We start from the raw sequence: 23,353 nt of genomic DNA on the forward strand, positions 1-23,353 counted from the left end.
GCTAGACCCTTTGTCAGCGAACAGATGGAGGACCCGATGGCGTTGGCTTTGGGGGTGGATACAGGCGGAACCTACACGGATGCGGTGCTGATCCGGGATGAGAAAGAGGTGATTGCCTCGGCCAAGTCCCTGACAACACGGGCGGACCTGGCGATTGGTGTGGGCAGGGCGATTTCGTCCGTGTTGGACGAGGCGCGGGTTTCACCCGACCAGATATCGATGGCGTCGCTGTCGACCACCCTGGCCACGAACGCCTTGGTCGAAGGGCAGGGCGGGCGTGTTGCGCTTGTGTATATCGGCTTCAAGGACAGTGATCTGGAAAAGCACGGGCTAAAGGATGCGCTTAAAGGCGACCCGGCGCTTGTGATTTCCGGTGGCCACAGCCATGCCGGTGGCGAAGCTGCGCCGCTGGATATTGCGGCGCTTGAGGCATTTTTAGACTCTCATAAAGGGATATCCGGCTTTGCCGTTGCTTCGCAATTCGCCACACGCAACCCGGCGCATGAGCTGGAAGCAGCGCGGATCATTGCGGAAAAGACAGGGGCACCGGTCACGTGTTCCCATCACCTGTCGGCTAGGCTGAACGGTCCGAAACGGGCGGTGACCGCCGTTCTGAACGCGCGATTGATTGGCATGATCGACCGCCTGATCGGCCGGGCACAGGACAGGTTACACGAGCTGGGCATCACGGCCCCGATGATGGTGGTGCGCGGTGATGGTGCGCTGATGAGTGCGGAGCAGGCGCGTGAACGCCCGATTGAGACGATCCTCAGCGGCCCGGCGGCTTCGATTGTGGGGGCACGCTGGCTGACCGGGGTCGAGAATGCGCTTGTCTCTGATATTGGCGGGACCACGACGGATGTGGCTTTGATCCGGGACGGCAAGCCTGCGATTGATCCGGCCGGGGCGCAGGTGGGCGGTTTCCGCACCATGGTCGAGGCGGTGGCGATGCGGACCCATGGATTGGGCGGTGACAGCCAGGTTCACGTGGTTACTGAAGGCTTGGGCGGCGGCGTATTCCTGGGGCCGCGGCGGGTGCTGCCGGTTTCTCTGATCGCGTCGGAAGCGCCCGGAGTCGTGCATGCCGCGCTGGACGAGCAACTGCGGGCAACAACGGTGGGTGAGTTTGATACACGGTTTGCCCGAAGAGTTTCAGGGATGCGTGCTGATGATGTCGGGCCGCGCGAGAATGCTGTGTTGGAGCGGCTTGGTGACCAGGTTTTGCCGCTGAGCAGCCTGTTGCGGACCAGAATGGACAACGGCGCGCTGACGCGGTTGGTGGACCGCGGGCTTGTTCAGGTTTCGGGCGTCACGCCTTCGGATGCCAGCCATGTTCTGGGCCGGGTCGATGCCTGGGATTCAAGTGCTGCCCGCAAGGTGCTGGAACTTGTGTCTCGCAAGAGGGTGGGGTCGGGTGATGTTCTGGCGAAGTCTCCGGAACAGCTGGCCGGCATGATCGTGGATCAATTGACCGAACAGACCAGTTTGACCTTGTTAGAGACTGCTTTTGCGGAAGAAGGGCATGATTTTGGGGTTCCTCCTCAGGACCTGGCCCGTCATGTACTGACCCGGCGCGGCCTGGCAGGGCATCGTGGCCTGTTGTCTCTGGATACGGCTTTGAATGTCGATGTCGTGGGCCTTGGCGCTTCGGCGCCCAGCTACTATCCGGCCGTCGGGGAGCGGTTGCGATGCCGGATGATCCTGCCCGAGCATACCGGCGTCGCAAATGCCATCGGTGCGGTTGTCGGGCGGCTGACTTTGCGGCGCTCGGGCACCGTAACCTCGCCTGCCGAGGGGCGATATCGCGTGCATCTGGACAGTGGGCCACAGGATTTTGCGGCGTCAGATCAGGCTTTGGCCCTGTTGGAAGCTGTTTTGAAGGAAGAAACTGAAACCGCGGTCCGCGAAGCCGGGGCTGAAGATATCCGGGTCATTGTCGACAGGGACATCAAGACCGCGCGCATCGAGGCGCAGGATGTGTTTGTCGAAGCCCTTGTGACGGTCGAAGCCAGTGGCCGACCACGAGTGGCCACTGGCTAGCCCCCCTTCGAATTCATAGAGGGTCGGGGCAGGTCGTCGTTTACTCGGCCGCATCCGCGCGTTTGGGCAGCACCCAGTCCTGGCGCGGAAAGTGGCAGGTATACCCGTTCGGGATGCGGACCAGATAGTCCTGATGCTCTGGCTCGGCCTCCCAGAAATCTCCGACGGGCTCAACCTCGGTCACGACTTTACCGGGCCATAGGCCACTGGCATTCACATCGGCAATCGTGTCCTGCGCGACCTGCTTCTGATTGTCGTCGGCAAAGTAGATAGCCGAACGATAGCTCATCCCGAGGTCGTTGCCCTGACGGTTCACCGTCGTGGGATCGTGGATCTTGAAAAAGAACTCCAGCAAAGTGCGGTAAGATATTTGTGCAGGATCGAACCAGATTTCGATTCCTTCGGCATGGGTGCCATGATTGCGGTAGGTGGCGTTGGGTACGTCACCGCCCGTATATCCGACACGGGTGCGGGAAACGCCGGGAAGTTTGCGGATCAGATCCTGCATGCCCCAGAAACATCCCCCGGCAAGTACGGCGCGTTCTTCAGTCATCAGATGTCCTCCACATGGATCAAATATTCGCCATAGCCTTCGGTCTCCATCTCGTCACGATGAATGAACCGCAGCGCGGCTGAGTTTATGCAATAGCGCAGCCCGCCATGTTCGCGCGGACCGTCAGGAAATACATGCCCCAGATGGCTATCACCGTGTTTCGAGCGCACCTCGGTACGGATCATACCAAGGGTGGCGTCCCGAAACTCTTCCACGTGTTCGTGGATGATGGGCTTCGTGAAACTCGGCCAGCCGCAGCCGGATTCGTATTTGTGGGTCGAAGCGAACAATGGCTCTCCCGAGACGATATCAACGTAAATCCCGGGCTCCTTGTTGCCCAGATACTTGCCGGTGCCGGGGCGTTCGGTACCGCTGCGCTGCGTGACGTGGTATTCTTCGGGTGACAGAGCGGCGATGGCCTCGGGATCTTTGGTATAGCGGGTCATGGCTCCTCCGGTTTTTGACGCGACTTGGCCTTCTATTTGGGCATAACGAGGCAAAAAGCAAAATCATATTTCAGCTATCTCGCGCGCTCGTGCATGTGATCCGGTTGCCAGGCGGGCACGTAGTTCTCAGTAAAGGAGGTGCCGCAATGTTCAGACTGCTTCTGCTATTCGTCCTGCTGTTGATTGCCCGCGCCGTGCAAGCTGCGCCTTTGACCGGCGAGTTTGATTCGATCGACGGCGGCACGTTGTCTATCGAAGACTGGCGAGGCCAGCCGGTTCTGATCGTGAATACCGCGTCCCTATGTGGGTTCACAGAGCAGTATGCGGGCCTGCAAAAGATTCATGACACTTACGCGGACCGGGGGCTGGTGGTTCTGGCCGTCCCGTCGGATTCGTTCAAACAGGAACTGGGCTCCGCGGAAGAGGTAAAGCGGTTCTGCGAGTTGAACTATGACCTGACTCTGCCCATGACCGACATAACGCCAGTCAAAGGAGTGGACGCGCACCCATTCTACAAGGCTGTCGCCGCGCGAACTGGCTTTGTCCCCAGCTGGAACTTCAACAAGATCCTTATCGACCCGTCAGGAGAGGTTGTCGCCACGTTTGGGTCGAATGTGCGGCCTGACTCGCGGAAACTATTGAGTCAGGTCGAGGCTTTGCTGCGCTGAACCGGTTGTCTGGATAGCTGAACAGCTAAAATCCCCAGCGTGGTAATGCCTACTCCGACCGCATCCATGGGCCCGAGCTTTTCACCAAGCAGCAGTGCAGCAATTGCGACACCGAACACCGGGTTCAGGAAGTGAAAGGTTGCGGCCCGGACAGCACCGATTCTGTTCAGCAACATAAACCAGATCAAGGTCGCCAGCAGCCCGGGGGCAAGGGTGGTGTAGGTGAACGCAAGAAGCAGGGGCAGCGTTGGATGGACATAGATCGTCTCAAAGAATGGCGCAGCCACAAACAGTACGGCTGAGCCGACAAACATCTGCAACCCGACGACCATCATGAAGTTCCCGCCCGATGTCGCACCGCGGACCGTCAGTGTCGCGAAGGTCAGGGCAAGGGCGCCGATCCCGCACAGCAGCACGCCAAACATATCGACACCTGCGTTGATCCTGCTGCTCATGATCAGGGCGACGCCGAAGAAACCAGACAGCAACCCGAGAAATCCCATGGGTCGCAGTTTTTCCCGGAAGAACAACCAACCCGCGACGGCAACCAGCAACGGCATTGTCGAGGCGATGATCGCGGCGACCGAGGCTTCGACCGTTTGCATTGCGTAGAAATTCAGACCCAAATAAAGGGCATTTTGGCAAACGCCGAACAAAATGGTCGCCCGCCATTGGTCCCTTGTCAGATGCCAGCTTTGTCCCATGGATCGCGCAATCGCCACCCCGATGATGCCGGATAGCAGGAACCTCAGGGCCAGTGAAAACAGCGGTGAAGCATCGGCAACAATGATCCGCGCCGAGGAAAAGGCCGACGACCAGATCAGGGCAAATGTCAGCCCCATGGCTATGGCGCGCAGATCCATGAAACCTCCATCCCGGAACGCCGGGACTGTTGCCGAATTCCGATCAGGCCGCAAGCGCTGCGGGGGTTCAGCGTCAAAAAAGCCACATGTGCCGTGCAAGAATTCTTGGACTTTCGTTTTTATTGATTGACCGGCCAATTAAAGTTATTCGCGCCAAATCTGACCAATCAAGGGAGGTTTGTCGGTGTTCCTGGAATACATCTTGTCTTTTGGCGTCCTGCTGGCCTTGGGCCTGGTCGCTTTCTTCGTCGTGAAATGGTGGAACCTGCGCTGCGTCGGCGTGACGCCTGTCCACCTGTTCACGTTTATCGCGATCCTGTTCACATCCGGGCTGGATGTCGGCCTGATCATGTTCCCTCTGACCGAGTTCGGGGGCTATGCCGAAGACCCGGCCTATGCATTCGCCAACCCGCTGGCGATCGAATTCGGGTTCTGGGGCTTTCTGATCTGGGCGTTCTACTTCCTGACCGCGTTCTATTTCTGCGTCATCGAACCGCGTGTGAAGTTCTTTGAGATCCCGCTGGTCAAGCTGATCAACAACGTGGTCATCATCGGCACCTGTGCTTTCACCGCCAGCCTGTTCCTGATCTACCTGCCCGGCTACCTGCCCGAGGTCGGAGACGGCGAATCCGTGGTCACCACCTTCTACATCATCGTGTTCGTGGTGATTCTGGCGGCGGCCTATTCGTCGACCGATTTGAAATACGTGCGTATCCTGTCGGTGGGATCGACCTTCCTGTTCCTGGCTCTGATCCTTGGGATGTGGGCGGCGGCCGGTATGGGTATGACCGGGTTCGTTGATACTGGCAGCAACATCAGTGCGTATTTCGCTAACCTGCACAAGTTCGTCCTGCCGCTGACCGACTATCACGCCTTCTACCTGTTCTGGTGGTTCGCATGGTCGATCATGATTGGCCAGTTTACCTCGCGCTTTGTCGGCGGTCTGACCACGTGGCAACTGTTGGCCGCGCTGCTGATCTTTCCGTCGATCCCGCTGGCGATCTGGTTCACCGTTCTCTACTACTACCACCTGAACGGCATCAGCACCGCAGGCGTGACCAACATCGCGATGGTGATCGTGGGCGTGACCTTCGTCATCAACTCGCTGGACTCGTTGATTAGACTCTATACCGACAATCTGAACATGACAGTCGAAAGGTTCGGCAAGGCGGCTTACGTGGCGGGCAACGTGGCGTTGCTGTTCGTCCTGACCCTGCTGTTCCAGAGCCAGTGGCTGCAGATCCAGTGGATCGGCGCGGTCGTGGTGGGTCTCTATCTGGCCTGTGTGGTCTATATCCTGCTCGCCAAGCGCAATGAGGTGCTGAGCATCGATTCCATGCCCGAAGATCGTGATCTGGACTTCCACAAGGTTGAGACAGTTCACTGATCGGTTTTCAAACAACAAACAGGAAAAGGGCCCCGATTTCGGGGCCCTTTTTTGTAAAGGCAAAGTCTTTCCGCCTTCGAGCGCTAGCTTGCGTCGATATTGAGACGGTATTTGAGGAACTTCTCGCCACCGTAATCAACTTCGCCTACGGGACACGCGCCCAGTTTTCTAAGTGCGCCAAGTTTCTTGCGTGAGGGCGGCAGCAAGAATGTCACCGACGTTATCCGTTCGTCGGATTTTGCAAACTCCATGGCTTGCCTTGTTATTCTGGCCCCCAATCCAAATGCTCCGGGCATGAGGACCAGGCCGAAATCCCACTCTTCGCCCTCTTTTTGAAAGCCGCCCCATCCCACATAGTCGCCACCGTGCAGGAAGGCCCAATGGCCAAGCCCATCACGCGCCCAATAGGCCTCTTTCGCCTTCACGAACTCATTGACAGTCTCTTCATCCCAGTCCTGCGTCAGCAGGGGCATGTGTTCCGCAAGTCGCGGGTTCTTCATATGAGCCAGTATTTCCGGGGTCGAGATCTGGGTAAGCCGGGTGAAAGAAATTTCTTGTTTCATAAAACGGGATATAGGGAGGGTGCTTGCGCACACAAAGAGGTCCACGCCAAAAACACCGGTCGCGATGATACCGCGCCGGTTCAAATCCGATGACTGCTTGGTGGTGAGCATGCGAGACCCGGACAAGTCTTGGACCTGGTGGGAGCTTACAGGTGCCACGCACAAAAAAGGGCCGCGAAAACGCGACCCCTTTGAATCTTCATCGGTGATCCGATCAGCCGTTCACGCTGTCCTTCAGCGCCTTCGCAATGGTCATTTTCACAACCTTGTCGGCCTCTTTGGTGAATGTCTCACCAGTGGCCGGGTTGCGGACCTGACGCTCGGGGCGCTCACGGCAGTAGATTTTGCCGACGCCGGGCAGGGTTACTGCGCCACCGGCCGAAACTTCGCGGGTGATCAGGCCTGTGATGGCCTCCAGCGCGGAGTTCGCGGATTTCTTATCGGTCCCCATTTCCTCAGCGAGAGCAGCAACCAGCTGAGTCTTTGTCATAGGCTTTGCCATTTCTTGGTCTCCTTAACGTGCCCGATCTCTTGGGCCTCACCGCGTAACTGTAACGGGATATTGTGTTGGAACACAACGAATAGTAGCGCGGAAAACCCTAAAAATATGGGGAAAACGTTGCTTTTTTGCGTCAGAGGAAGGCCGTTTCGTCAAAAGAACGCAATTTCCGGCTGTGCAGACGCTCCAATGGCATGCCGCGCAGGTGCTCCATCGCACGAATGCCAATGGCCAGATGGCGGCTTACCTGCGTTGTATAGAAGTCCGAAGCCATGCCGGGAAGCTTTAATTCACCGTGCAGGGGTTTGTCTGACACGCACAGCAAAGTGCCGTAGGGGACCCGGAACCTATAGCCATTGGCGGCAATGGTGGCGCTTTCCATATCCAGCGCGATGGCCCGAGACTGGCTGAGCCGCTGAACCGGTCCGGACTGGTCGCGCAGTTCCCAGTTTCGGTTGTCGACAGATGCAACGGTGCCGGTGCGCATGATGCGCTTTAGCTCGTACCCTTCCAGTTCGGTGACCTCGGCGACAGCCCGCTCCAGCGCGACCTGCACTTCCGCCAGCGGCGGGATCGGCACCCAGACCGGGAGGTCGTCATCCAGCACCTTGTCCTCACGCAGGTAGGCATGTGCCAGCACGAAATCCCCCAACGCCTGCGTATTCCGCAATCCGGCGCAGTGACCGACCATAAGCCATGCATGGGGCCGCAGAACCGCGATGTGGTCGGTGGCGGTCTTGGCGTTGGAAGGGCCGACACCGATATTGACCAGAGTGATGCCGGAACCGTCTGCGCGCTTCAGGTGGTAGGTCGGCATCTGGGGCAGCTTCAGCGGTTGCTCCAGGGCGGCATCCGGTGTGGTGATCTCGACATTGCCGGTCGAGACAAAGCTTGTGTAACCGCTTTCCGGATCGGCCAGTTGTTCACGCGCGTAGTTCTCGAACTCGGACACGTAGAACTGGTAGTTTGTAAACAGGACGTGGTTCTGAAAGTGGCTGGGGTCGGTCGCTGTATAGTGGGACAGCCGCGCCAGCGAGTAGTCCACGCGTTGCGCGGTGAAAAGCGACAACGGTCCTGCCAGATCTTCGTGATCATGCACCCCGTTGACGATATCGTCATTGGTGGTGGTCAGATCAGGAACGTCAAACACATCCCTGAGCGTGAATCCGGCAGCACCCTGCTGCGGCACCACCAGTTCCGGGTTGTTGGCCACGGCGAAGTGTACCGGGATCGGCGTATCCGAAGGCCCGATAGTCACAGGCTGGTCATGGTTTCGGATCAGCAGCGCGATCTGTTGTGTCAGGTAAGACCGGAACAGATCGGGACGGGTCACCGTGGTGGCGTGAACACCCGGTTCCGAAACATGACCAAAACTCAGGCGGCTGTCGACATGTGCATAGGAGGAGGTTTTGATGCGAATTTCGGGGTAATAGGCTCTGAATCGCTCAGTCGGAGCGCCGTGTCCCATGGTTTTGGCAAAGCTGTCGCACAGAAACCTTGTAGCCTGATTGTACAACTCCTCCAGCCGCGCAACTGCGGCCTCGGGGTCGGTGAAGCTTTGCGGATCAGGTGCATCCGGTGTTTTTATGATTGTCATGCAAGTGGTTCCAAAAGGTCGATTTTCTCAAACGTCCGCACATCCACCAGCCCAAGGTCGGAAATCCGCAGTTCCGGGATCACCACCAGGGCCAACAGTGAATGCTGCATGTACGCGTTGTTCAGCTTACAGCCGCAGGCTTCCATCGCCGCGACCATTTTTTGCGCCTTGTCGGCCACTTCCGAGGCCGGCCGGTCCGACATCAGGCCGGCGATGGGCAACTCAACCAGTGCCAGCTCCTCGCCCTCGCGGAAAATGGTGATACCACCGCCCACCTCGGCCAGGCGGTTGGCGGCCAGCGCCATCTGCTCGCGGCTGGTGCCGACGACGATCATGTGGTGGCTGTCATGGGCCACGGTCGACGCCATTGCCATGTTGCCCTGGTATCCAAACCCGGACACAAAGGCATTAGTTACCCCGCCAGTGGCCTTGTGCCTTTCAACCAGCGCGATCTGACAGACATCATCTTCGCCTTCGACCAGCCCGCCGATGATTGGCAACTCGGCCTTCAGCGCTTTGGTCGGAGCCTGGTTTTCGACCACTCCGATCACATTGGCACGTACCCTGTTTGCGCCTGCTGGGGCTGCGATCTCAAAATCGGCATCCGTCAGAGTGTGTCCCAGGTGAACGGTGTTAAGGGCCTTGTCCGGCCAGTTAAGGTGCGGGCATTCCACTGTGGCTTTACCGGCTTCGGCCACGACTTGCCCGCGCGCGATGACCATCTCGACAGGCAATTCGGTCAGATCCGAACTCAGAATAATGTCGGCCCGCCGTCCGGGGGTTACGGACCCTATTTCCCGCTCAAGCCCGAAATGGGTTGCGGTGTTGATTGTTGCCATTTGCAGCGCGATCAGCGGATCGCATCCGCAGGCAATGGCGTGACGGACAACGCGGTTCATATGCCCGTCGTTGACCAGCGTGCCCGAATGGCAATCATCCGTGCACAGAATGAAATTGCGGGGGTCCAGACCTTTCTGCGTCAGGGCAGTGATCTGACTTTCGACATCATACCAGGCTGAACCCAGCCGCATCATGGATCGCATCCCCTGGCGCACGCGGGCAATGGCATCCGCTTCGCATGTGCCCTCATGATCATCTGCCGGGCCGCCTGCGACATAGGCCGCAAAATCAGACCCTAAATCGGGCGAAGCGTAGTGCCCGCCGACGGTTTTGCCCGCCCGCTGCGTGGCGGCGATTTCAGCCAGCATCTTGGGGTCGCCATGGATCACGCCGGGAAAGTTCATCATTTCACCCAACCCGATAATGCCTGGCCAGGACATCGCCTCGGCTACATCATCGGGGGTGATTTCATAGCCGGTGGTCTCCAGCCCTGGTGCGGACGGTGCGCAGGACGGCATCTGCGTAAAGATGTTCACCGGCTGCATCATCGCCTCGTCATGCATCATACGCACGCCGTCCAAACCCAGAACATTGGCAATCTCATGCGGGTCGGTGAACATCGAGGTGGTGCCGTGCGGAATCACGGCCCGGGCAAATTCGGCCGGGGTCAGCATCCCCGATTCGATATGCATATGCGCGTCGCACAGGCCCGGAACGATATATCGCCCGTTTGCTTCGATGATTCGCGTCTCGGGGCCGATGCAGTGTGACGCGTCTGTCCCGACATAAGCCACGCGCCCGTCGGCTATGGCGACGGAATGATTGGCGAGCAGTTCGCGGCTGTGTACGTTCACCCAGATACCATCGCGGATGACCATGTCCGCAGCTTCGCGCCCGGCGGCAACTGAGATCAAACGGGGGGCGACATCGGGCCAGCTTGGGAAAGGTGTGTATTCCATGGCTCAACTTTCCCGAATGCGCGGTCAGGTGCAACCCCCGGCGGTCGGGTATCATGAAACCATCACAATTTGCCGGATGCGGCTGAGCACTTGCAATGCGCCGCGGTTCGGGTTTTGCATGGTGCCATGGATTATGACGCAATAGATGCAGACAGTTTTGGACGCAGCCTCAGTGGGATCGGTCTGAACCTGCTGGTTCGCGATGTACCGGCGGAATGCGCTTTCTTAGAGGCTGTTTTTAACATGACCAGCCACCAAGTGACCGCAGATTTTGCGATCGTCACCTACGGAACGCACGTCTTTCAGTTGCACTCGGACGGGACATACCAATCGAATCCCCTGCTTGGATTGCTGCCCGAGAATCCCCCGCGCGGGGCCGGTGTTGAAATTCGCTTGTACGAAACAGATCCGGACGATGCATCCGCCCGTGCAGAAGGGGCAGGGGGCACCGTTCTGCAGGCCCCAACGGATAAACCGCACGGATTGCGCGAGGCCTATATCCTCTGTGAAAACGGGTATGCCTGGGTTCCCAGCCGCCCGAAGGACGTAAATCAAGACTGAGCTGCCAGCAGTGCGCAGCGCTGCCTGGCCCAACCAAAGGAGATGCCCAACGGGCATAGACGATGGGCGGGAGATCTACTCGCCGGGATCAGCTCGGAACGGGTTCGGCAATTTCCTTTCGCAGCCATTCAGCAAACGCAACTGCCCCTGAATTCTCTTCGGCCTGAGGTGACAGCAACAGGTAGTACGCCTCAGGCATCGCGGCACGATGTGCGAAGGGGGCGATCAGGCTTCCTTTCTCAATCAGATGTTTGGCAATGGCGTCATGGGCCAGGCACAACCCGCCGCCAGCCATCGCGACGGACAGGCCAAACAGATAGGTGGTGGCATAAGTAATGGGCGGGTTTTTCCAATTTAGGCTCTGATCTTCCGCCCAGCTTGCCCAGTTTGACATGAGGTTCGAACAGTCGAACAGGGGCTGCTGTTGCAGGGTCTCCAAAGTGACCGGATAATTCGGAGCACATACCGGATAATAGGCGTCGGAACATAGAAACTCGGTCCTCACGGTATCTGCCGGACGCAAGGAATAACGGATCTCGACCGCCGCGCCCTCGGCCATTTCCCGGGGTTCCCAAAGTTCGGTGAAGATATTCAGTTGGACATCAGGGTGCAAAGCGCGGAACCGCGGCAGACGGGGGGCCAGCCAGTTTACCGCAAAGGTGATATTGCATTGCACCTGCACCGCGTTCTGCTGTGCACCCGTAACGGCCTGGGTGCCCCGGACAAGGGTGCGAAAAGCGTCACGAACGACAGGCAAATAAGTAATTCCGGCCTCGGTCAGCTCCAGCGCTCGGTGACGACGCAGAAACAGGGGCCGCCCCAGGTGACATTCCAGCGCCTTGATTTGTTGGCTGACAGCACTTTGCGTCATGTTCAGGTCACGTGCGGCCCCGGTAAAGGAAAGATGGCGGGCCGCCGCTTCAAAAGTGCGCAGCCAGCCCAAAGGTGGAAGCAGTTTTTGCATTGCATAACTCTGGCATTAGCTGAGCTAATGGATTAACCGCGAATTTTTCGTTGGTCAAACCCGTTTGCAAAAGGCACGGTTCCACGCAGACCCGAAATACAGGAGTTTCTGACATGACCGTTGCCAGCCTGCGCCCTAATATTGACCACTGGCCCGAACGTGTGGACATGGCCGCCGCATTCCGCTGGACCGAACGGCTGAACATGCACGAAGCGGTCGCGAACCACTTCAGCCTGGCGGTGAACGAAGACGGCACGCAGTTTCTGATGAATCCCAATCAGATGCACTTTTCCCGTATACGGGCCTCGGATCTGTTGTTTCTGGACGCAAATGACCCGAACGTGATGGACCAGCCCGGTGCACCGGACCCGACCGCGTGGGGCCTGCACGGATCGATTCATCGACATTGCCCACATGCGCGTTGCGTGATGCATGTGCATTCGATCTTTGCCACCGTACTGGCCTCGCTGGCGGACAGCACGATGCCTGCGATCGACCAGAACACCGCCACGTTTTACAACCGCTACGTTGTTGACGAGGAATTTGGCGGTCTGGCCTTCGAGAGTGAAGGCGAACGCTGTGCCTCGATGCTGGCGGACCCGAAAAAGAAAGTCATGATCATGGGCAATCATGGTGTTCTGGTGATCGGCAGCGATCCTGCGGACGCGTTCAACAGGCTCTATTACTTCGAAAGAGCTGCGGAAACCTACATACGCGCGCTTCAAACGGGACAGAAGTTGCGGGTTCTTCCGGACGAGATCGCCGAGAAAACGGCGCAAGAGCTTGATGACTATCCCGGGCAGGCCGAAGCGCATATGCGCGAAATCAAGGCCGTGCTGGACGCCGAAGGCTCGGACTACGCCACCTGAACCAGACCCTCCTGACGGGCAGAGCAACCGGACGTGTCTGCACGGCGCCGGAGCCCTGAATATTGCCGATCCCAACCACAGGATACATCGACGTGACAGACAATTCTCAGATGCAGGACATGAGCCGCGAGTGGAATTACCACCCTGATCTGCCCTTGCAGAATCCTTCGGTGTTTCGCTGGCCACCTGATCCGGCGTATTTGGCGGGCTGGCTCGCCCGGAACTGGCTGACCCTTAGCGAACGGGTTCTGATGCTGGGATTGGCCGTTGCGCTGTGGGCGTTTTTCTACCCATCGCTGGAAACCGTCAGGACTTTTGCGTTTGGCTGGATTTTTCAGATCTGGCTGGTGAATTTTGCCATGATTTTCATCGTCGCCGGAGGGTTGCACTGGTACTTCTATATGCGCAAGGCGCAGGGCAAGAAGCTGAAGTTCGAACGGCGCGAGCAGGGCAAGAACAACAAGCTGTGGAATTTCAGCGATCAGGTGCTGGACAACATGTTCTGGTCTCTGGGGTCGGGCGTTCTGCAGCTGACCGGGTTTCAGGCCGTGACCATGTGGTTGATGGCCAACGGATATACGCCAACCATCACCTTTGCTGAAAATCCGGTCTGGTTCATCCTTTGGCTGATCCTGCTGCCAATGTGGTCGGCCTTTCATTTTTACTGGGTGCACCGTCTGCTGCATCAGCCGTTCCTCTATAAAAAGGTCCACAGCCTGCATCACCGAAACGTCAATATCGGCCCTTGGTCAGGTTTCTCGATGCATCCGGTCGAGCATTTCTTTTATCTCTCGACCCTGTGCATTCACTGGATTGTTCCGTCCCATCCGATCCACCTGTATTTCCACATCGTGTTTCAGGGCCCGGGCGCTGCGATGACCCATACCGGGTACGAGGAGTTGCTGGTGAAGGATAGAAAACGGCTGGCTCTGGGCACGTTCTACCACCAGCTCCACCATCGGTATTACGAATGCAACTACGGCAATCAGGAAATGCCTTGGGACCGCTGGTTCGGAACTTTTCATGACGGCTCGCCCGAGGCGACCGAAGTTACCCGGGCGCGCAAGAAAAAGATGTTCGGCTGACTGGCGGCGGTTTCAGGTTCCGCGCGTCCGCAGGGCGCGCGGTGTCTCACCGAACTCGGCCCTGAACGCGCGCGTCAGGGCGCTGGGATCATCGTAGCCCGTGCGCAAGGCGATCTCGGCGATGCTCAGATCGGTTTCGGAAACCAGTTTGCGCGCCAGATTAAGTCGCAGCCGCCGATAAACCTGTGCCGGCCCCGCGCCGAGTTCAGAGTTCATTCGGATTGAAAGCGCCTTTTGGGAACGCCCCACGCGCCGGGCTATATCAGACACTAACAAAGGTGATTCCAGGTTTTCCTGCATCAGGCCCAAAGCCTTGTTCACATAGCCGCTGGTTGCACCGGCCCCGCCGGTATGAGAGCGTGCGGAGTCGCGGGTCATGAACAATTGGGACACTTCCAGGGCCAGGGCCTGCCCGTGATCCCGCCCGATCAGAAACAGGACCAAATCGAAAGCTGCCATGGCGCCTGAACAGGTAATGCGGTTGCGGTCGATGACATATCGCTCACGCAGGGCCGTGACTTCGGGGAAGCGTTCGGTAAAACCTGTCAGTTCCTCCCAGTGGATGGTGGCGCGATGTCCGTCCAGCAAGCCGGCCCGCGCCAGCAGCCAGCTACCGGTGTCCAGGCCTGCCAGTGTTTGGAACCTTTCTGCAGCCGATCTTAGTCCGGCCAGCGTACGCCAGCCGCCATGGGCCTGAAATCCGTATGACGGCATAACCCACAACATGTCGCCATGAGATTTTTGCAGCGTTTCATGCGGTGCGACCTGCAGGCCGGACGAGGATGTAACGGGCCCAGGATCCAGCGACAGGAATGTCCAGTCATAAAGGGTTCGCCCCGACAGGGTGTTCGCCGCGCGCAGCGGTTCGACCGAATTGGCAAGGCAATGGTTGGAAAACCCGTCGAACAGCAGAACGCCCAGTCGCTGCGTTGCAGGAGGAGATTTTTTCCACTTCGGCATGATAATCGTCTAATTCTGTATGATCGTGATTTCAAGCCACGTCAGGATAGCGCAAAGTCCAAATGTGGAGTGAACCGATGCAATATGGCCTGTCCGACGAACAGGAGATGATCGTCTCAACCGTTCGCAGCTTTGTCGAGAACGAGATCTACCCGCACGAAGAACTGGTCGAACGGACCGGTGAAGTTCCGCACGAGATCGCCGAGGACATCAAACGCAAGACTCTGGAACTGGGCTTTTATGCCTGCAACTTTCCCGAAAGTGTCGGTTGCGCCGGGCTGAACCATCTGGAATTTGCCCTGGTCGAGCGCGAACTGGGGCGGGGTTCGATGGCGCTGAACCATTTCTTCGGGCGGCCGCAGAATATTCTGATGGCCTGTGAAGGGGAACAGATCGAACGCTACCTGATGCCTGCCGTGCGCGGTGAGCGGATGGATGCGCTGGCAATGACCGAACCCGGCGCGGGTTCGGATGTGCGTGGCATGAAATGTGCAGCTGTGCGTGACGGCGGTGACTGGGTTGTCAACGGGACCAAGCATTTCATCTCGGGCGCCGAGCATGCCGACTTTATCATCGTCTTCATCGCTACAGGCGAAGATCAGACGCCAAAAGGCCCTAAAAAGCGGATTACGGCGTTTTTGGTGGATCGTGGGACTCCGGGTTTCACGATTCGGGACGGCTACAAGTCGGTCAGTCACCGCGGTTACAAGAACATGGTTCTGGACTTTGACGATTGTCGACTGCCCGATGCTCAGGTTCTGGGTGAGGTCGATGGCGGGTTCGAGGTCATGAACACATGGCTCTATGCCACCCGTATCACCGTTGCGGCCATGTCCGTGGGGCGCGCCCGCCGTGCCTTTGATTATGCGCTGGATTATGCCGCGACGCGCGAACAGTTCGGGCAGAAGATCGGCAAGTTTCAGGGCGTTTCGTTCCAGATCGCCGACATGATCACCGAGATTGACGCAGCCGATTTGTTGACGCTGGCCGCCGCCGACCGGCTGGACCAGGGTTTGCCAAGCAACCGCGAGATCGCCTCGGCCAAGCTTTATGCGTCGGAGATGCTGGCGCGGGTGACCGACGCCGCGATTCAGGTTCATGGTGGTATGGGGCTGATGGACGACTACCCGCTTGAACGGTTCTGGCGCGATGCCCGCGTTGAACGCATCTGGGACGGCACCAGCGAAATTCAGCGCCACATCATCAGCCGCGATCTGTTGCGGGCGCTGGGCGCATGACGCCGGAGCTCGTGTGATGGGTGCTTTGGCGCGCGTTCTGAACCCTTCGACACTGGCGGTCATCGGTGGCGGTGCGTGGTGCGCCGAAGTGATTTCGCAGGCCCGCAAGTTCGGATTTGAGGGAGAAATCTGGCCGGTTCATCCCAAGGCTGCGCAAGTCGCGGGTTTACAGGCTTATGCGTCGATTGAGGATCTGCCCCGCCCCCCCGATCTGGCTTTCGTGGGGATCAACCGTCATGCAACCGTATCCGCGGTTGCAGCCCTTTCTGCAAGCGGCGCGGGCGGAGCGGTCTGCTTCGCCTCGGGCTTCACCGAAGCGCGGGCCGAAGACGATCAGGCTGCCGATCTGCAATCGCAACTGGTCTCTGCCGCCGGAGATATGCCGATACTCGGGCCCAATTGCTATGGCTTTGTGAATGGCCTGAACCGAACTGCGGTCTGGCCGGATCAGCATGGAATGCAGCCTGTTGATCGTGGTGTGGCGATCCTGACGCAAAGCTCGAATATGGCCATCAACATGACGATGCAGCGCCGTGCCCTTCCGTTGGCCTTTATCCTGACCTGCGGGAATCAGGCTCAGACGCATCAGGCCGATATCGCGTCGGCCCTTTTGGACGATGACCGGATCACCGCCATCGGCGTGCATATCGAAGGCTTTGGCGATCTGCGCAAATGGGAGGCGCTGGCCACCAAGGCGCACGTGCGCGGGGTGCCGATCGTCGCTCTAAAGATGGGGCGTTCCGCGCATGCACAGGCGGCGACGATCTCGCATACCGCGTCCCTGGCAGGAGGCGACGCCGGAGCACAGGCTTTTCTGGACCGCCTTGGGATTGCCCGGCTGGGTGACATTCCGAGCTTTCTGGAATGCCTGAAACTGCTGCATGTCACCGGAAGTCTGGATGGCAACGGTCTGGGCATGATCAGCTGCTCTGGTGGCGAGGCGAGCCTGGGCGCGGATATGGCCGAGGGGCGCGATCTGCATTTCCCGCCGCTGACAGACCGGCAAAAGACCGATTTGCGCGCCGCGTTGGGGCCGATGGTGGCTTTGGCAAACCCGCTGGACTATCACACCTATATCTGGCGCGACACCGACGCGATGACCCGCGCCTGGACCGGATTGACCGGGCCGGACAAGGCGCTGACGATGTCGATTGTCGACTATCCCCATACCGATGCGACCGACTGGGCCTGCGCCACGCAGGCGGCGCTGAACTGCGTCGCGCACACGGGTCGCCCCTTTGCGGTAACAGCGACCCTGCCCGAACTGATGCCGCAGGACGTGGCGCGACAACTGGTCGACGGTGGTGTTGTCCCTTTTGCCGGCCTGCACGAGGCGCTGGCCGCAATCGAGGCGGCGGCGCGCGTCGTACCTGAACCGGCCGAACCGGTTTTGTTGCCCTCAAACTCTGACCCGGATCAGGTTCTGACCGAAGCGCAAGCAAAAGAGGCTTTGGCAGGTCACGGCGTGAAGGTGCCGCGGCGTGTTGTAGCTTGCAAAAGCAGCGTGGCCGAGGCCGCAGTCGATTTGTGTGGCCCCTTTGCGGTCAAAGGCATTGGCCTGGCACACAAGTCCGAACATGGCGCGGTTCAACTGGGCGTAAGTTCCGATGCTCTGACCGCCGTGGCAGAGAAGATCGGCACCGACGACATACTGATCGAGGAAATGGCGGATGGCGGTGTTGCCGAGTTGCTGATAGGCGTCACGCGTGATCCGGCGCATGGATTTGTCCTGACTTTGGGGGCGGGCGGGGTACTGACTGAAATTCTGCGTGATACCGTCTCAATGCTCGTGCCTTCGTCCCGGCAGGCCGTGCAGAACGCGCTGGGCCGGTTGGCCTGTGCGCCGCTTCTGGCAGGATACCGGGGCAAACCGGCAGCGGATATCGATGCAATTCTGGACGCGGTCGAAGCCGTACAGGCGTATGTCATTGCCAATGCGGCAACTGTCAGCGAAGTTGAAATCAATCCTCTCATCTGCACCAAGGAAGGTGCGGTTGCGGTGGATGCCCTGATCCGAAAGGCAAGCTCATGAATCCGGTCAAAACCAAACGCGATGGTGCAATTCTGCAAGTTACACTGGACCGACCCAAGGCCAATGCCATCGATCTGGCGACAAGCCGTGTCATGGGGGACGTATTTCGCGATTTCCGCGATGACCCCGATCTGCGTGTGGCCATTCTGACCGGCGGAGGGGACAAGTTTTTTTGCCCCGGCTGGGATCTGAAAGCCGCGGCTGACGGCGACGCGGTTGACGGCGATTATGGTGTTGGTGGTTTTGGCGGGCTTCAGGAACTGCGCGACATGAACAAGCCTGTGATCGCTGCCGTGAACGGAATCGCCTGTGGGGGTGGTCTGGAACTGGCGCTGAGCGCTGACATCATTATTGCCGCCGATCATGCCAGCTTTGCCCTGCCCGAAATTCGTTCGGGCACGATTGCCGATGCCGCCAGCGTCAAACTGCCCAAACGTATTCCCTATCATGTTGCCATGGAACTGTTGCTGACGGGACGTTGGTTTGATGCGGACGAGGCGCACCGCTGGGGTCTGGTCAATGAAATCGTTCCCGTCGATCAACTGATGGACCGCGCATGGGAGCTTGCGCGGCTTCTGGCAAGCGGCCCGCCTCTGGTCTATGCGGCAATCAAGGAAGTTGTGCGTGAGGCTGAAGATTCGAAGTTTCAGGACATCATGAACCGGATCACGCGGCGCCAATTGTCGACGATCGATACCTTGTACGGCTCTGATGATAATCTGGAAGGCGCGCGGGCTTTCGCCGAAAAACGCGACCCGGTCTGGAAAGGGCGCTGAACGGCGCGGCTATTCAAATGCGTTCGAACAGCGCGATGATCGCGGTGTCATCCTTGTTGTCGCCTGCTGCAAGATCTCCGTAGATGCGAACTTCGGTCAGGGTCAGATTGCGGATCTGATCCTGTTCCAACTCCCTTAGCGCCTCGGCAAAGCCGAGCTTTTCAAAGTGCCTGGCGTTGATGGAGAGCGCGAACTGCGCCCCGGCACGCGCTATGCGCAACAAAGCGGGCAGAACATCCGGCCCCAGATGGCCATGCGTGAATGTGCCTGACGAAACGATGCCGGCATAACTGTCTTGGGGAACCGGGATTCCGTGGTTCAGATCGGCCTCGATCGCATCCCGGTATATGTCCTTTCGCATTGCCTGACTCAGCATTTCACTACTGATGTCAGTGGCATCTATGGGTCCGACTCCCAGCCCTGCCAGCACCGCGCCGCACAGGCCGGTGCCGGCACCCACATCCAGAACCGGCCCTTGGCCGCCTGCACCGACAAAGGCGCGGGCGGTGTGAACATGAAGCTGATAGTCTTCGAGGGCCGCAAAGCCTTCGTCGTAATCTCCGGCCCATTCGGCATAGAGGCGTTTGTTGTCCTCTGGCGTTTTCAGCGCATAGGCGGCTTTCAGATCGGGGTTCTTGTCGCTCATGACACAATCAAAGGCGCATCAGGGGATTCGAATCAAGTATCCTCGGGCAGGTGCTTGCATCTGGCGCTTTAGCGGATCATCTAAGGGGCCATGACTGGATCTCTTTTTTCGTTTGGACACGGGTATTCGGCGCAGGCACTGTCGCGGCTACTGATGCATGATGGATGGCAGATTGTCGGGACAACCCGGGATGCGGACGGGGCCGATGCAATCCGGGCCTCAGGTGCCGACCCTCTGATCTGGCCGGGTCAGGCACCTTCACTGGATGGGGTGACGCATTTGCTGATCTCGATCGCGCCGACGGCAAAAGGCGATCCGGTTCTGGCCGCCCTGCGGACCGAGATCGAGGCGCGGGCCAATCAGTTTTCCTGGGTGGGATATCTGTCGACAACCGCGGTTTACGGCGATCATCAGGGCGACTGGGTCGACGAATCGACGCCGCCTGCACCAACGGCTGACCGGGGCCAGTGGCGCTTGCACGCGGAACAGGAATGGGCGGGAATTCCGGGCCTGCCGACGCATATCTTCCGACTGGCGGGCATCTATGGTCCCGGGCGGGGACCATTTTCCAAACTCAAACGCGGCGGGCTGCGGCGGATCATCAAGCCGGGGCAGGTTTTCTCGCGCATTCACGTTGCCGATGTTGCGCAGGTACTGCGGGCGTCCATGGCACGGCCCAATCCCGGTTCTGTGTACAATGTTTGTGATGACGAGCCTGTTCCGCCTCAGGACGTCATCGGTTACGCGGCAAAGCTTCAGGGGCTTCCGCTGCCGCCAGCCGTGGCATTTGAGGACGCTGACATGACTCCGATGGCGCGCAGTTTCTACAATGAGAACAAGCGCGTCAGAAACGACCGTATCAAGGAAGAGCTGGGCGTGCGGCTTCTTTATCCCGACTATCGTGTCGGGCTGGAATCCCTGATGAAGCGGTAGCGGTTAAGAAACGCCATTTCTGACTGGATCTTTTACTGTTGAATCCCCGGGTCAGGCGACCTGCGGGGATGAGTGTGGTGTGCATGTCGGGTGTTGGTCCGGCCCGATCAGGTTTCGCTGTCTGAGGTGAATTCCAAGTAATAGCAAAAAGCTATGAAATTGATCGGAAAACAAAACTTTTTTGCATGGTTTGAATTTGCTAATTCTGCCGGTGAGTGATGTGGACGACTCGGCACGATGAGTGCTGTTCGAACCACAATACTTATCTGAGATTTGCACACGCGAACCTGCCGGACTTAGCCAGGATTGGAGATCGATATGGACGGAAGTGATAACCCCAAAACAGGCGGATGCCCTGTCATGCATGGTGCGGGTACCCGGTCGAACCGGGACTGGTGGCCGAACCAGTTGAACCTGTCGATTCTGCACCAGAAAACCCCAGCATCAAATCCGCTGGGTGCGGATTTTGATTATGCCGAAGAATTCAAGAAGCTGGACATGAAAGCGCTGAAGGAAGACCTTTATGCGCTGATGACGGATTCGCAGGACTGGTGGCCGGCCGACTATGGTCACTACGGTGGCCTGTTTATCCGGATGGCCTGGCACAGCGCCGGGACGTACCGGACGGCGGATGGCCGCGGCGGGGCCTCGACGGGAAACCAGCGGTTCGCACCGTTGAACAGCTGGCCGGACAACGGCAACCTCGACAAGGCCCGCCGTCTTCTGTGGCCGATCAAACAGAAATACGGCAACCAGATCTCATGGGCCGATCTGATGATTCTGGCCGGTAACTGCGCCATCGAGTCAATGGGCGGCAAGACCTTTGGTTTCGCCGGAGGCCGCGAAGATATATGGGCGCCCGAGGAAGACATCTATTGGGGCGCCGAGACGGACTGGCTGGCTCCGACAGACAACCCGCATAGCCGCTATTCGGGCGAGCGCGATCTGGAAAACCCGCTGGCCGCCGTGCAGATGGGCCTGATCTACGTGAACCCGGAAGGCCCGGATGGTGAACCCAACGTTCTGGCCTCGGGCCGCGATATTCGCGATACCTTTGGCCGGATGGCGATGAACGACGAGGAAACCGTTGCGCTGGTTGCGGGTGGTCATACTTTCGGCAAAGCGCACGGTGCGGGCGACCCCGATCTGGTAGGCCCGGAACCAGAAGCCGCCCCGATCGAGGAAATGGGCTTTGGCTGGATCAACAATTTTGGTTCTGGCAAGGGGGATGACACCACGACCTCGGGGATCGAAGGCGCATGGACCGCGAACCCGATCAAATGGGACAACGGCTATTTTGACCTGCTGTTCGGCTATGACTGGAACCTGACCAAAAGCCCCTCGGGCGCTTATATCTGGGAGCCGGTCGGCGTGAAAGAGGAAGACATGGCCCCGGCGGCGCATGATCCGTCCAAGAAGGTGAAGACCATGATGACAACCGCCGACATGGCGATGCGCATGGACCCGATCTACGGCCCGATCTCGAAGCGTTTCCATGAGAACCCGGAAGAGTTCGCAGATGCCTTCGCACGGGCCTGGTTCAAACTGACCCACCGCGACATGGGTCCGCGTTCGGCCTATATTGGTCCGGAAGCCCCGACCGAAGAGTTGATCTGGCAGGACAACGTTCCGGCCGTGGATCACGATCTGGTCGATGATGCGGATGTGGCAGACCTTAAGGCCAAGATTGCAGCGGCAGGATTGTCGGTGTCTCAGCTGGTTTCGACCGCCTGGGCCTCTGCTTCGACCTTCCGCGGATCTGACAAACGCGGAGGTGCCAATGGTGCACGTATCCGGCTTGCGCCGCAGAAAGACTGGGACGTCAACGAGCCTTTGAAACTGTCCAAGGCGCTGGATGCCCTGTCGGGAGTTCAGAAGGCTTTTAACGGCGCACAGTCGGGTGGCAAGAAAGTATCGCTGGCGGATGTGATCGTTCTTGCGGGTGCGGTTGGAATCGAGCAGGCGGCCAAAGCCGGTGGTCAGGACGTCGAAGTGCCTTTCACCCCGGGCCGCACCGATGCGACGCAGGAACAGACCGATGTCGAGAGCTTCTCGGTGATGGAACCCATCGCTGACGGTTTCCGCAACTACCGGAAGGCCGACTACACCGTCTCACCCGAGGAGTTGCTGGTTGACCGGGCGCAGTTGTTGAACCTGTCGGCACCCGAGATGACAGCACTTGTCGGTGGCCTGCGCGTTCTGGGCGCCAACTTCGGCGATAGCAAGCATGGCGTCTTCACTGATCGTGTCGGAGCACTGACCAACGACTTCTTCACCAACATTCTGGACATGAGCACCGAATGGAAGCCCGCAGGCAAGGGCGTCTACGAAGGGCGCGACCGGTCCAGCGGAGAGGTCAAATGGACCGGCACCCGAGTTGATCTGGTCTTTGGTTCGAACTCGCAGCTGCGGGCACTGGCCGAGGTCTATGGTCAGGCCGACGCCGAGGGCAAATTCGTCTGTGACTTTGTCTCGGCCTGGAACAAGGTGATGAACGCGGATCGTTTCGATCTGCAGTAAACCAGCGACCATTACTGTGATTGCGCCGCCTGAGGAGACTCGGGTGGCGTTTTCTTTGGTTAGGACCTAGGTGCATACCAAACACTGGGTACGATTCCGCCGAAAGGTCGACTTCTTTCCCGGTTTCTGCAGCGCACAAGCCGCTCAAACGCGCGAATTATTTAGATAACCTGTTGTTTTCATTAACCCGCGTCAGTTTCTGCAGGGAAATGTGAAGTTTTTTGAAAATGGGGGTTGCAGGTCCCAGACCTAATCCGTAAATACCCCTTCACCGGCGCTGCTGAGGCGGTGCTGACGGGTCGGGGAGACGGCCTGACGGACTGGAAAGACGGTTGAGACGCTCGGGAGAGACCG

Annotated in this window: 21 protein-coding genes; 11 read left to right on the forward strand and 10 right to left on the reverse strand. The window is 58.7% G+C overall.

Features of this window, described 5'->3' with window-relative positions; genetic code table 11:
• Window positions 1–36 precede the first annotated feature (36 nt).
• On the forward strand, window positions 37–2,040 hold the full coding sequence (locus tag ACR0MI_RS05800) for a hydantoinase/oxoprolinase family protein (RefSeq protein WP_170617381.1): 2,004 nt from the start codon (window positions 37–39) through the stop codon (window positions 2,038–2,040).
• Window positions 2,041–2,080: 40 nt separating this feature from the next.
• On the opposite strand, the gene msrA is transcribed toward ACR0MI_RS05800, so the two are convergent.
• Together msrA and msrB are read right to left on the reverse strand one after the other, a co-directional pair.
• The gene (msrA, locus tag ACR0MI_RS05805) at window positions 2,081–2,593 is read right to left on the reverse strand and encodes a peptide-methionine (S)-S-oxide reductase MsrA (protein WP_170617348.1); all 513 of its coding nucleotides are present in this window, start codon (window positions 2,591–2,593) and stop codon (window positions 2,081–2,083) included.
• Window positions 2,593–3,039: a peptide-methionine (R)-S-oxide reductase MsrB gene (gene msrB / locus ACR0MI_RS05810; protein ID WP_170617350.1), complete on the reverse strand. Its 447-nt coding sequence runs from the start codon at window positions 3,037–3,039 to the stop codon at window positions 2,593–2,595. Before msrB ends, msrA begins: the two co-directional genes overlap by 1 nt.
• Before the next feature lie 146 nt (window positions 3,040–3,185).
• On the opposite strand from msrB, the gene ACR0MI_RS05815 reads away from it, so the two are divergent.
• Complete coding sequence (locus ACR0MI_RS05815; RefSeq protein WP_170617352.1) at window positions 3,186–3,707, forward strand: glutathione peroxidase; 522 nt, start codon at window positions 3,186–3,188, stop codon at window positions 3,705–3,707.
• Here ACR0MI_RS05815 and ACR0MI_RS05820 read toward each other — a convergent pair.
• Window positions 3,683–4,570, reverse strand: coding sequence for a DMT family transporter (locus tag ACR0MI_RS05820; protein ID WP_170617354.1), 888 nt, complete (start codon window positions 4,568–4,570; stop codon window positions 3,683–3,685). The two genes, ACR0MI_RS05815 and ACR0MI_RS05820, sit on opposite strands and share 25 nt — an antisense overlap.
• A gap of 190 nt (window positions 4,571–4,760) precedes the next feature.
• On the opposite strand from ACR0MI_RS05820, the gene ACR0MI_RS05825 reads away from it, so the two are divergent.
• A complete protein-coding gene (locus ACR0MI_RS05825) occupies window positions 4,761–5,957 on the forward strand; it encodes a BCCT family transporter (protein WP_170617383.1) in 1,197 nt (398 codons plus the stop codon).
• 83 nt (window positions 5,958–6,040) lie between these two features.
• Here ACR0MI_RS05825 and ACR0MI_RS05830 read toward each other — a convergent pair whose 3' ends face one another.
• The 4 genes from ACR0MI_RS05830 to ade all read right to left on the reverse strand — a co-directional run bounded on the left by ACR0MI_RS05830 (window position 6,041) and on the right by ade (window position 10,415).
• Window positions 6,041–6,520, reverse strand: coding sequence for a GNAT family N-acetyltransferase (locus ACR0MI_RS05830; RefSeq protein WP_170617355.1), 480 nt, complete (start codon window positions 6,518–6,520; stop codon window positions 6,041–6,043).
• Window positions 6,521–6,734: 214 nt separating this feature from the next.
• The gene (locus tag ACR0MI_RS05835; protein WP_117871130.1) at window positions 6,735–7,022 is read right to left on the reverse strand and encodes an HU family DNA-binding protein; all 288 of its coding nucleotides are present in this window, start codon (window positions 7,020–7,022) and stop codon (window positions 6,735–6,737) included.
• 130 nt (window positions 7,023–7,152) lie between these two features.
• Window positions 7,153–8,616, reverse strand: coding sequence for an AMP nucleosidase (locus ACR0MI_RS05840; RefSeq protein ID WP_170617357.1), 1,464 nt, complete (start codon window positions 8,614–8,616; stop codon window positions 7,153–7,155).
• A complete protein-coding gene (gene ade / locus ACR0MI_RS05845) occupies window positions 8,613–10,415 on the reverse strand; it encodes an adenine deaminase (protein WP_170617359.1) in 1,803 nt (600 codons plus the stop codon). The genes ACR0MI_RS05840 and ade overlap by 4 nt, the downstream gene beginning before the upstream one ends.
• Window positions 10,416–10,541: 126 nt before the next feature.
• Between ade and ACR0MI_RS05850 the strand changes: the two genes are divergently transcribed.
• On the forward strand, window positions 10,542–10,976 hold the full coding sequence (locus ACR0MI_RS05850; protein WP_170617361.1) for a VOC family protein: 435 nt from the start codon (window positions 10,542–10,544) through the stop codon (window positions 10,974–10,976).
• 88 nt (window positions 10,977–11,064) lie between these two features.
• Here ACR0MI_RS05850 and ACR0MI_RS05855 read toward each other — a convergent pair whose 3' ends face one another.
• Window positions 11,065–11,940: a LysR family transcriptional regulator gene (locus tag ACR0MI_RS05855; protein WP_170817397.1), complete on the reverse strand. Its 876-nt coding sequence runs from the start codon at window positions 11,938–11,940 to the stop codon at window positions 11,065–11,067.
• A 113-nt stretch (window positions 11,941–12,053) separates the two neighbouring features.
• Between ACR0MI_RS05855 and ACR0MI_RS05860 the strand changes: the two genes are divergently transcribed.
• Both ACR0MI_RS05860 and ACR0MI_RS05865 read left to right on the forward strand, forming a co-directional pair.
• Complete coding sequence (locus ACR0MI_RS05860; protein WP_170617365.1) at window positions 12,054–12,809, forward strand: class II aldolase and adducin N-terminal domain-containing protein; 756 nt, start codon at window positions 12,054–12,056, stop codon at window positions 12,807–12,809.
• A 92-nt stretch (window positions 12,810–12,901) separates the two neighbouring features.
• The gene (locus ACR0MI_RS05865; RefSeq protein WP_480442199.1) at window positions 12,902–13,894 is read left to right on the forward strand and encodes a sterol desaturase family protein; all 993 of its coding nucleotides are present in this window, start codon (window positions 12,902–12,904) and stop codon (window positions 13,892–13,894) included.
• A 12-nt stretch (window positions 13,895–13,906) separates the two neighbouring features.
• Here the strand turns inward: ACR0MI_RS05865 and ACR0MI_RS05870 are convergent, their stop codons facing one another.
• Complete coding sequence (locus ACR0MI_RS05870; RefSeq protein WP_170619856.1) at window positions 13,907–14,854, reverse strand: GlxA family transcriptional regulator; 948 nt, start codon at window positions 14,852–14,854, stop codon at window positions 13,907–13,909.
• A 77-nt stretch (window positions 14,855–14,931) separates the two neighbouring features.
• Between ACR0MI_RS05870 and ACR0MI_RS05875 the strand changes: the two genes are divergently transcribed.
• The 3 genes from ACR0MI_RS05875 to ACR0MI_RS05885 are packed head-to-tail and all read left to right on the forward strand — an operon-like array spanning window position 14,932 to window position 18,900.
• Complete coding sequence (locus tag ACR0MI_RS05875; RefSeq protein WP_170617369.1) at window positions 14,932–16,092, forward strand: acyl-CoA dehydrogenase family protein; 1,161 nt, start codon at window positions 14,932–14,934, stop codon at window positions 16,090–16,092.
• Window positions 16,093–16,108: 16 nt separating this feature from the next.
• Window positions 16,109–18,124, forward strand: coding sequence for an acetate--CoA ligase family protein (locus ACR0MI_RS05880; RefSeq protein ID WP_170617371.1), 2,016 nt, complete (start codon window positions 16,109–16,111; stop codon window positions 18,122–18,124).
• Window positions 18,121–18,900 (forward strand): carnitinyl-CoA dehydratase, encoded by a 780-nt coding sequence (locus tag ACR0MI_RS05885; RefSeq protein ID WP_170617373.1) that lies wholly within the window; start codon window positions 18,121–18,123, stop codon window positions 18,898–18,900. The genes ACR0MI_RS05880 and ACR0MI_RS05885 overlap by 4 nt, the downstream gene beginning before the upstream one ends.
• A 13-nt stretch (window positions 18,901–18,913) precedes the next feature.
• Here ACR0MI_RS05885 and ACR0MI_RS05890 read toward each other — a convergent pair whose 3' ends face one another.
• On the reverse strand, window positions 18,914–19,546 hold the full coding sequence (locus tag ACR0MI_RS05890; protein ID WP_170617375.1) for a class I SAM-dependent methyltransferase: 633 nt from the start codon (window positions 19,544–19,546) through the stop codon (window positions 18,914–18,916).
• A gap of 90 nt (window positions 19,547–19,636) precedes the next feature.
• Here ACR0MI_RS05890 and ACR0MI_RS05895 point away from each other — a divergent pair, with 90 nt between their 5' ends.
• Together ACR0MI_RS05895 and katG are read left to right on the forward strand one after the other, a co-directional pair.
• Window positions 19,637–20,479, forward strand: a complete 843-nt coding sequence (locus tag ACR0MI_RS05895) for an SDR family oxidoreductase (RefSeq protein WP_170617377.1) — start codon at window positions 19,637–19,639, stop codon at window positions 20,477–20,479.
• Window positions 20,480–20,797: 318 nt separating this feature from the next.
• Window positions 20,798–22,999, forward strand: coding sequence for a catalase/peroxidase HPI (gene katG, locus ACR0MI_RS05900; RefSeq protein ID WP_170617379.1), 2,202 nt, complete (start codon window positions 20,798–20,800; stop codon window positions 22,997–22,999).
• Window positions 23,000–23,353 lie beyond the last annotated feature (354 nt).

This window comes from Ruegeria sp. D4 (genome assembly GCF_056534475.1).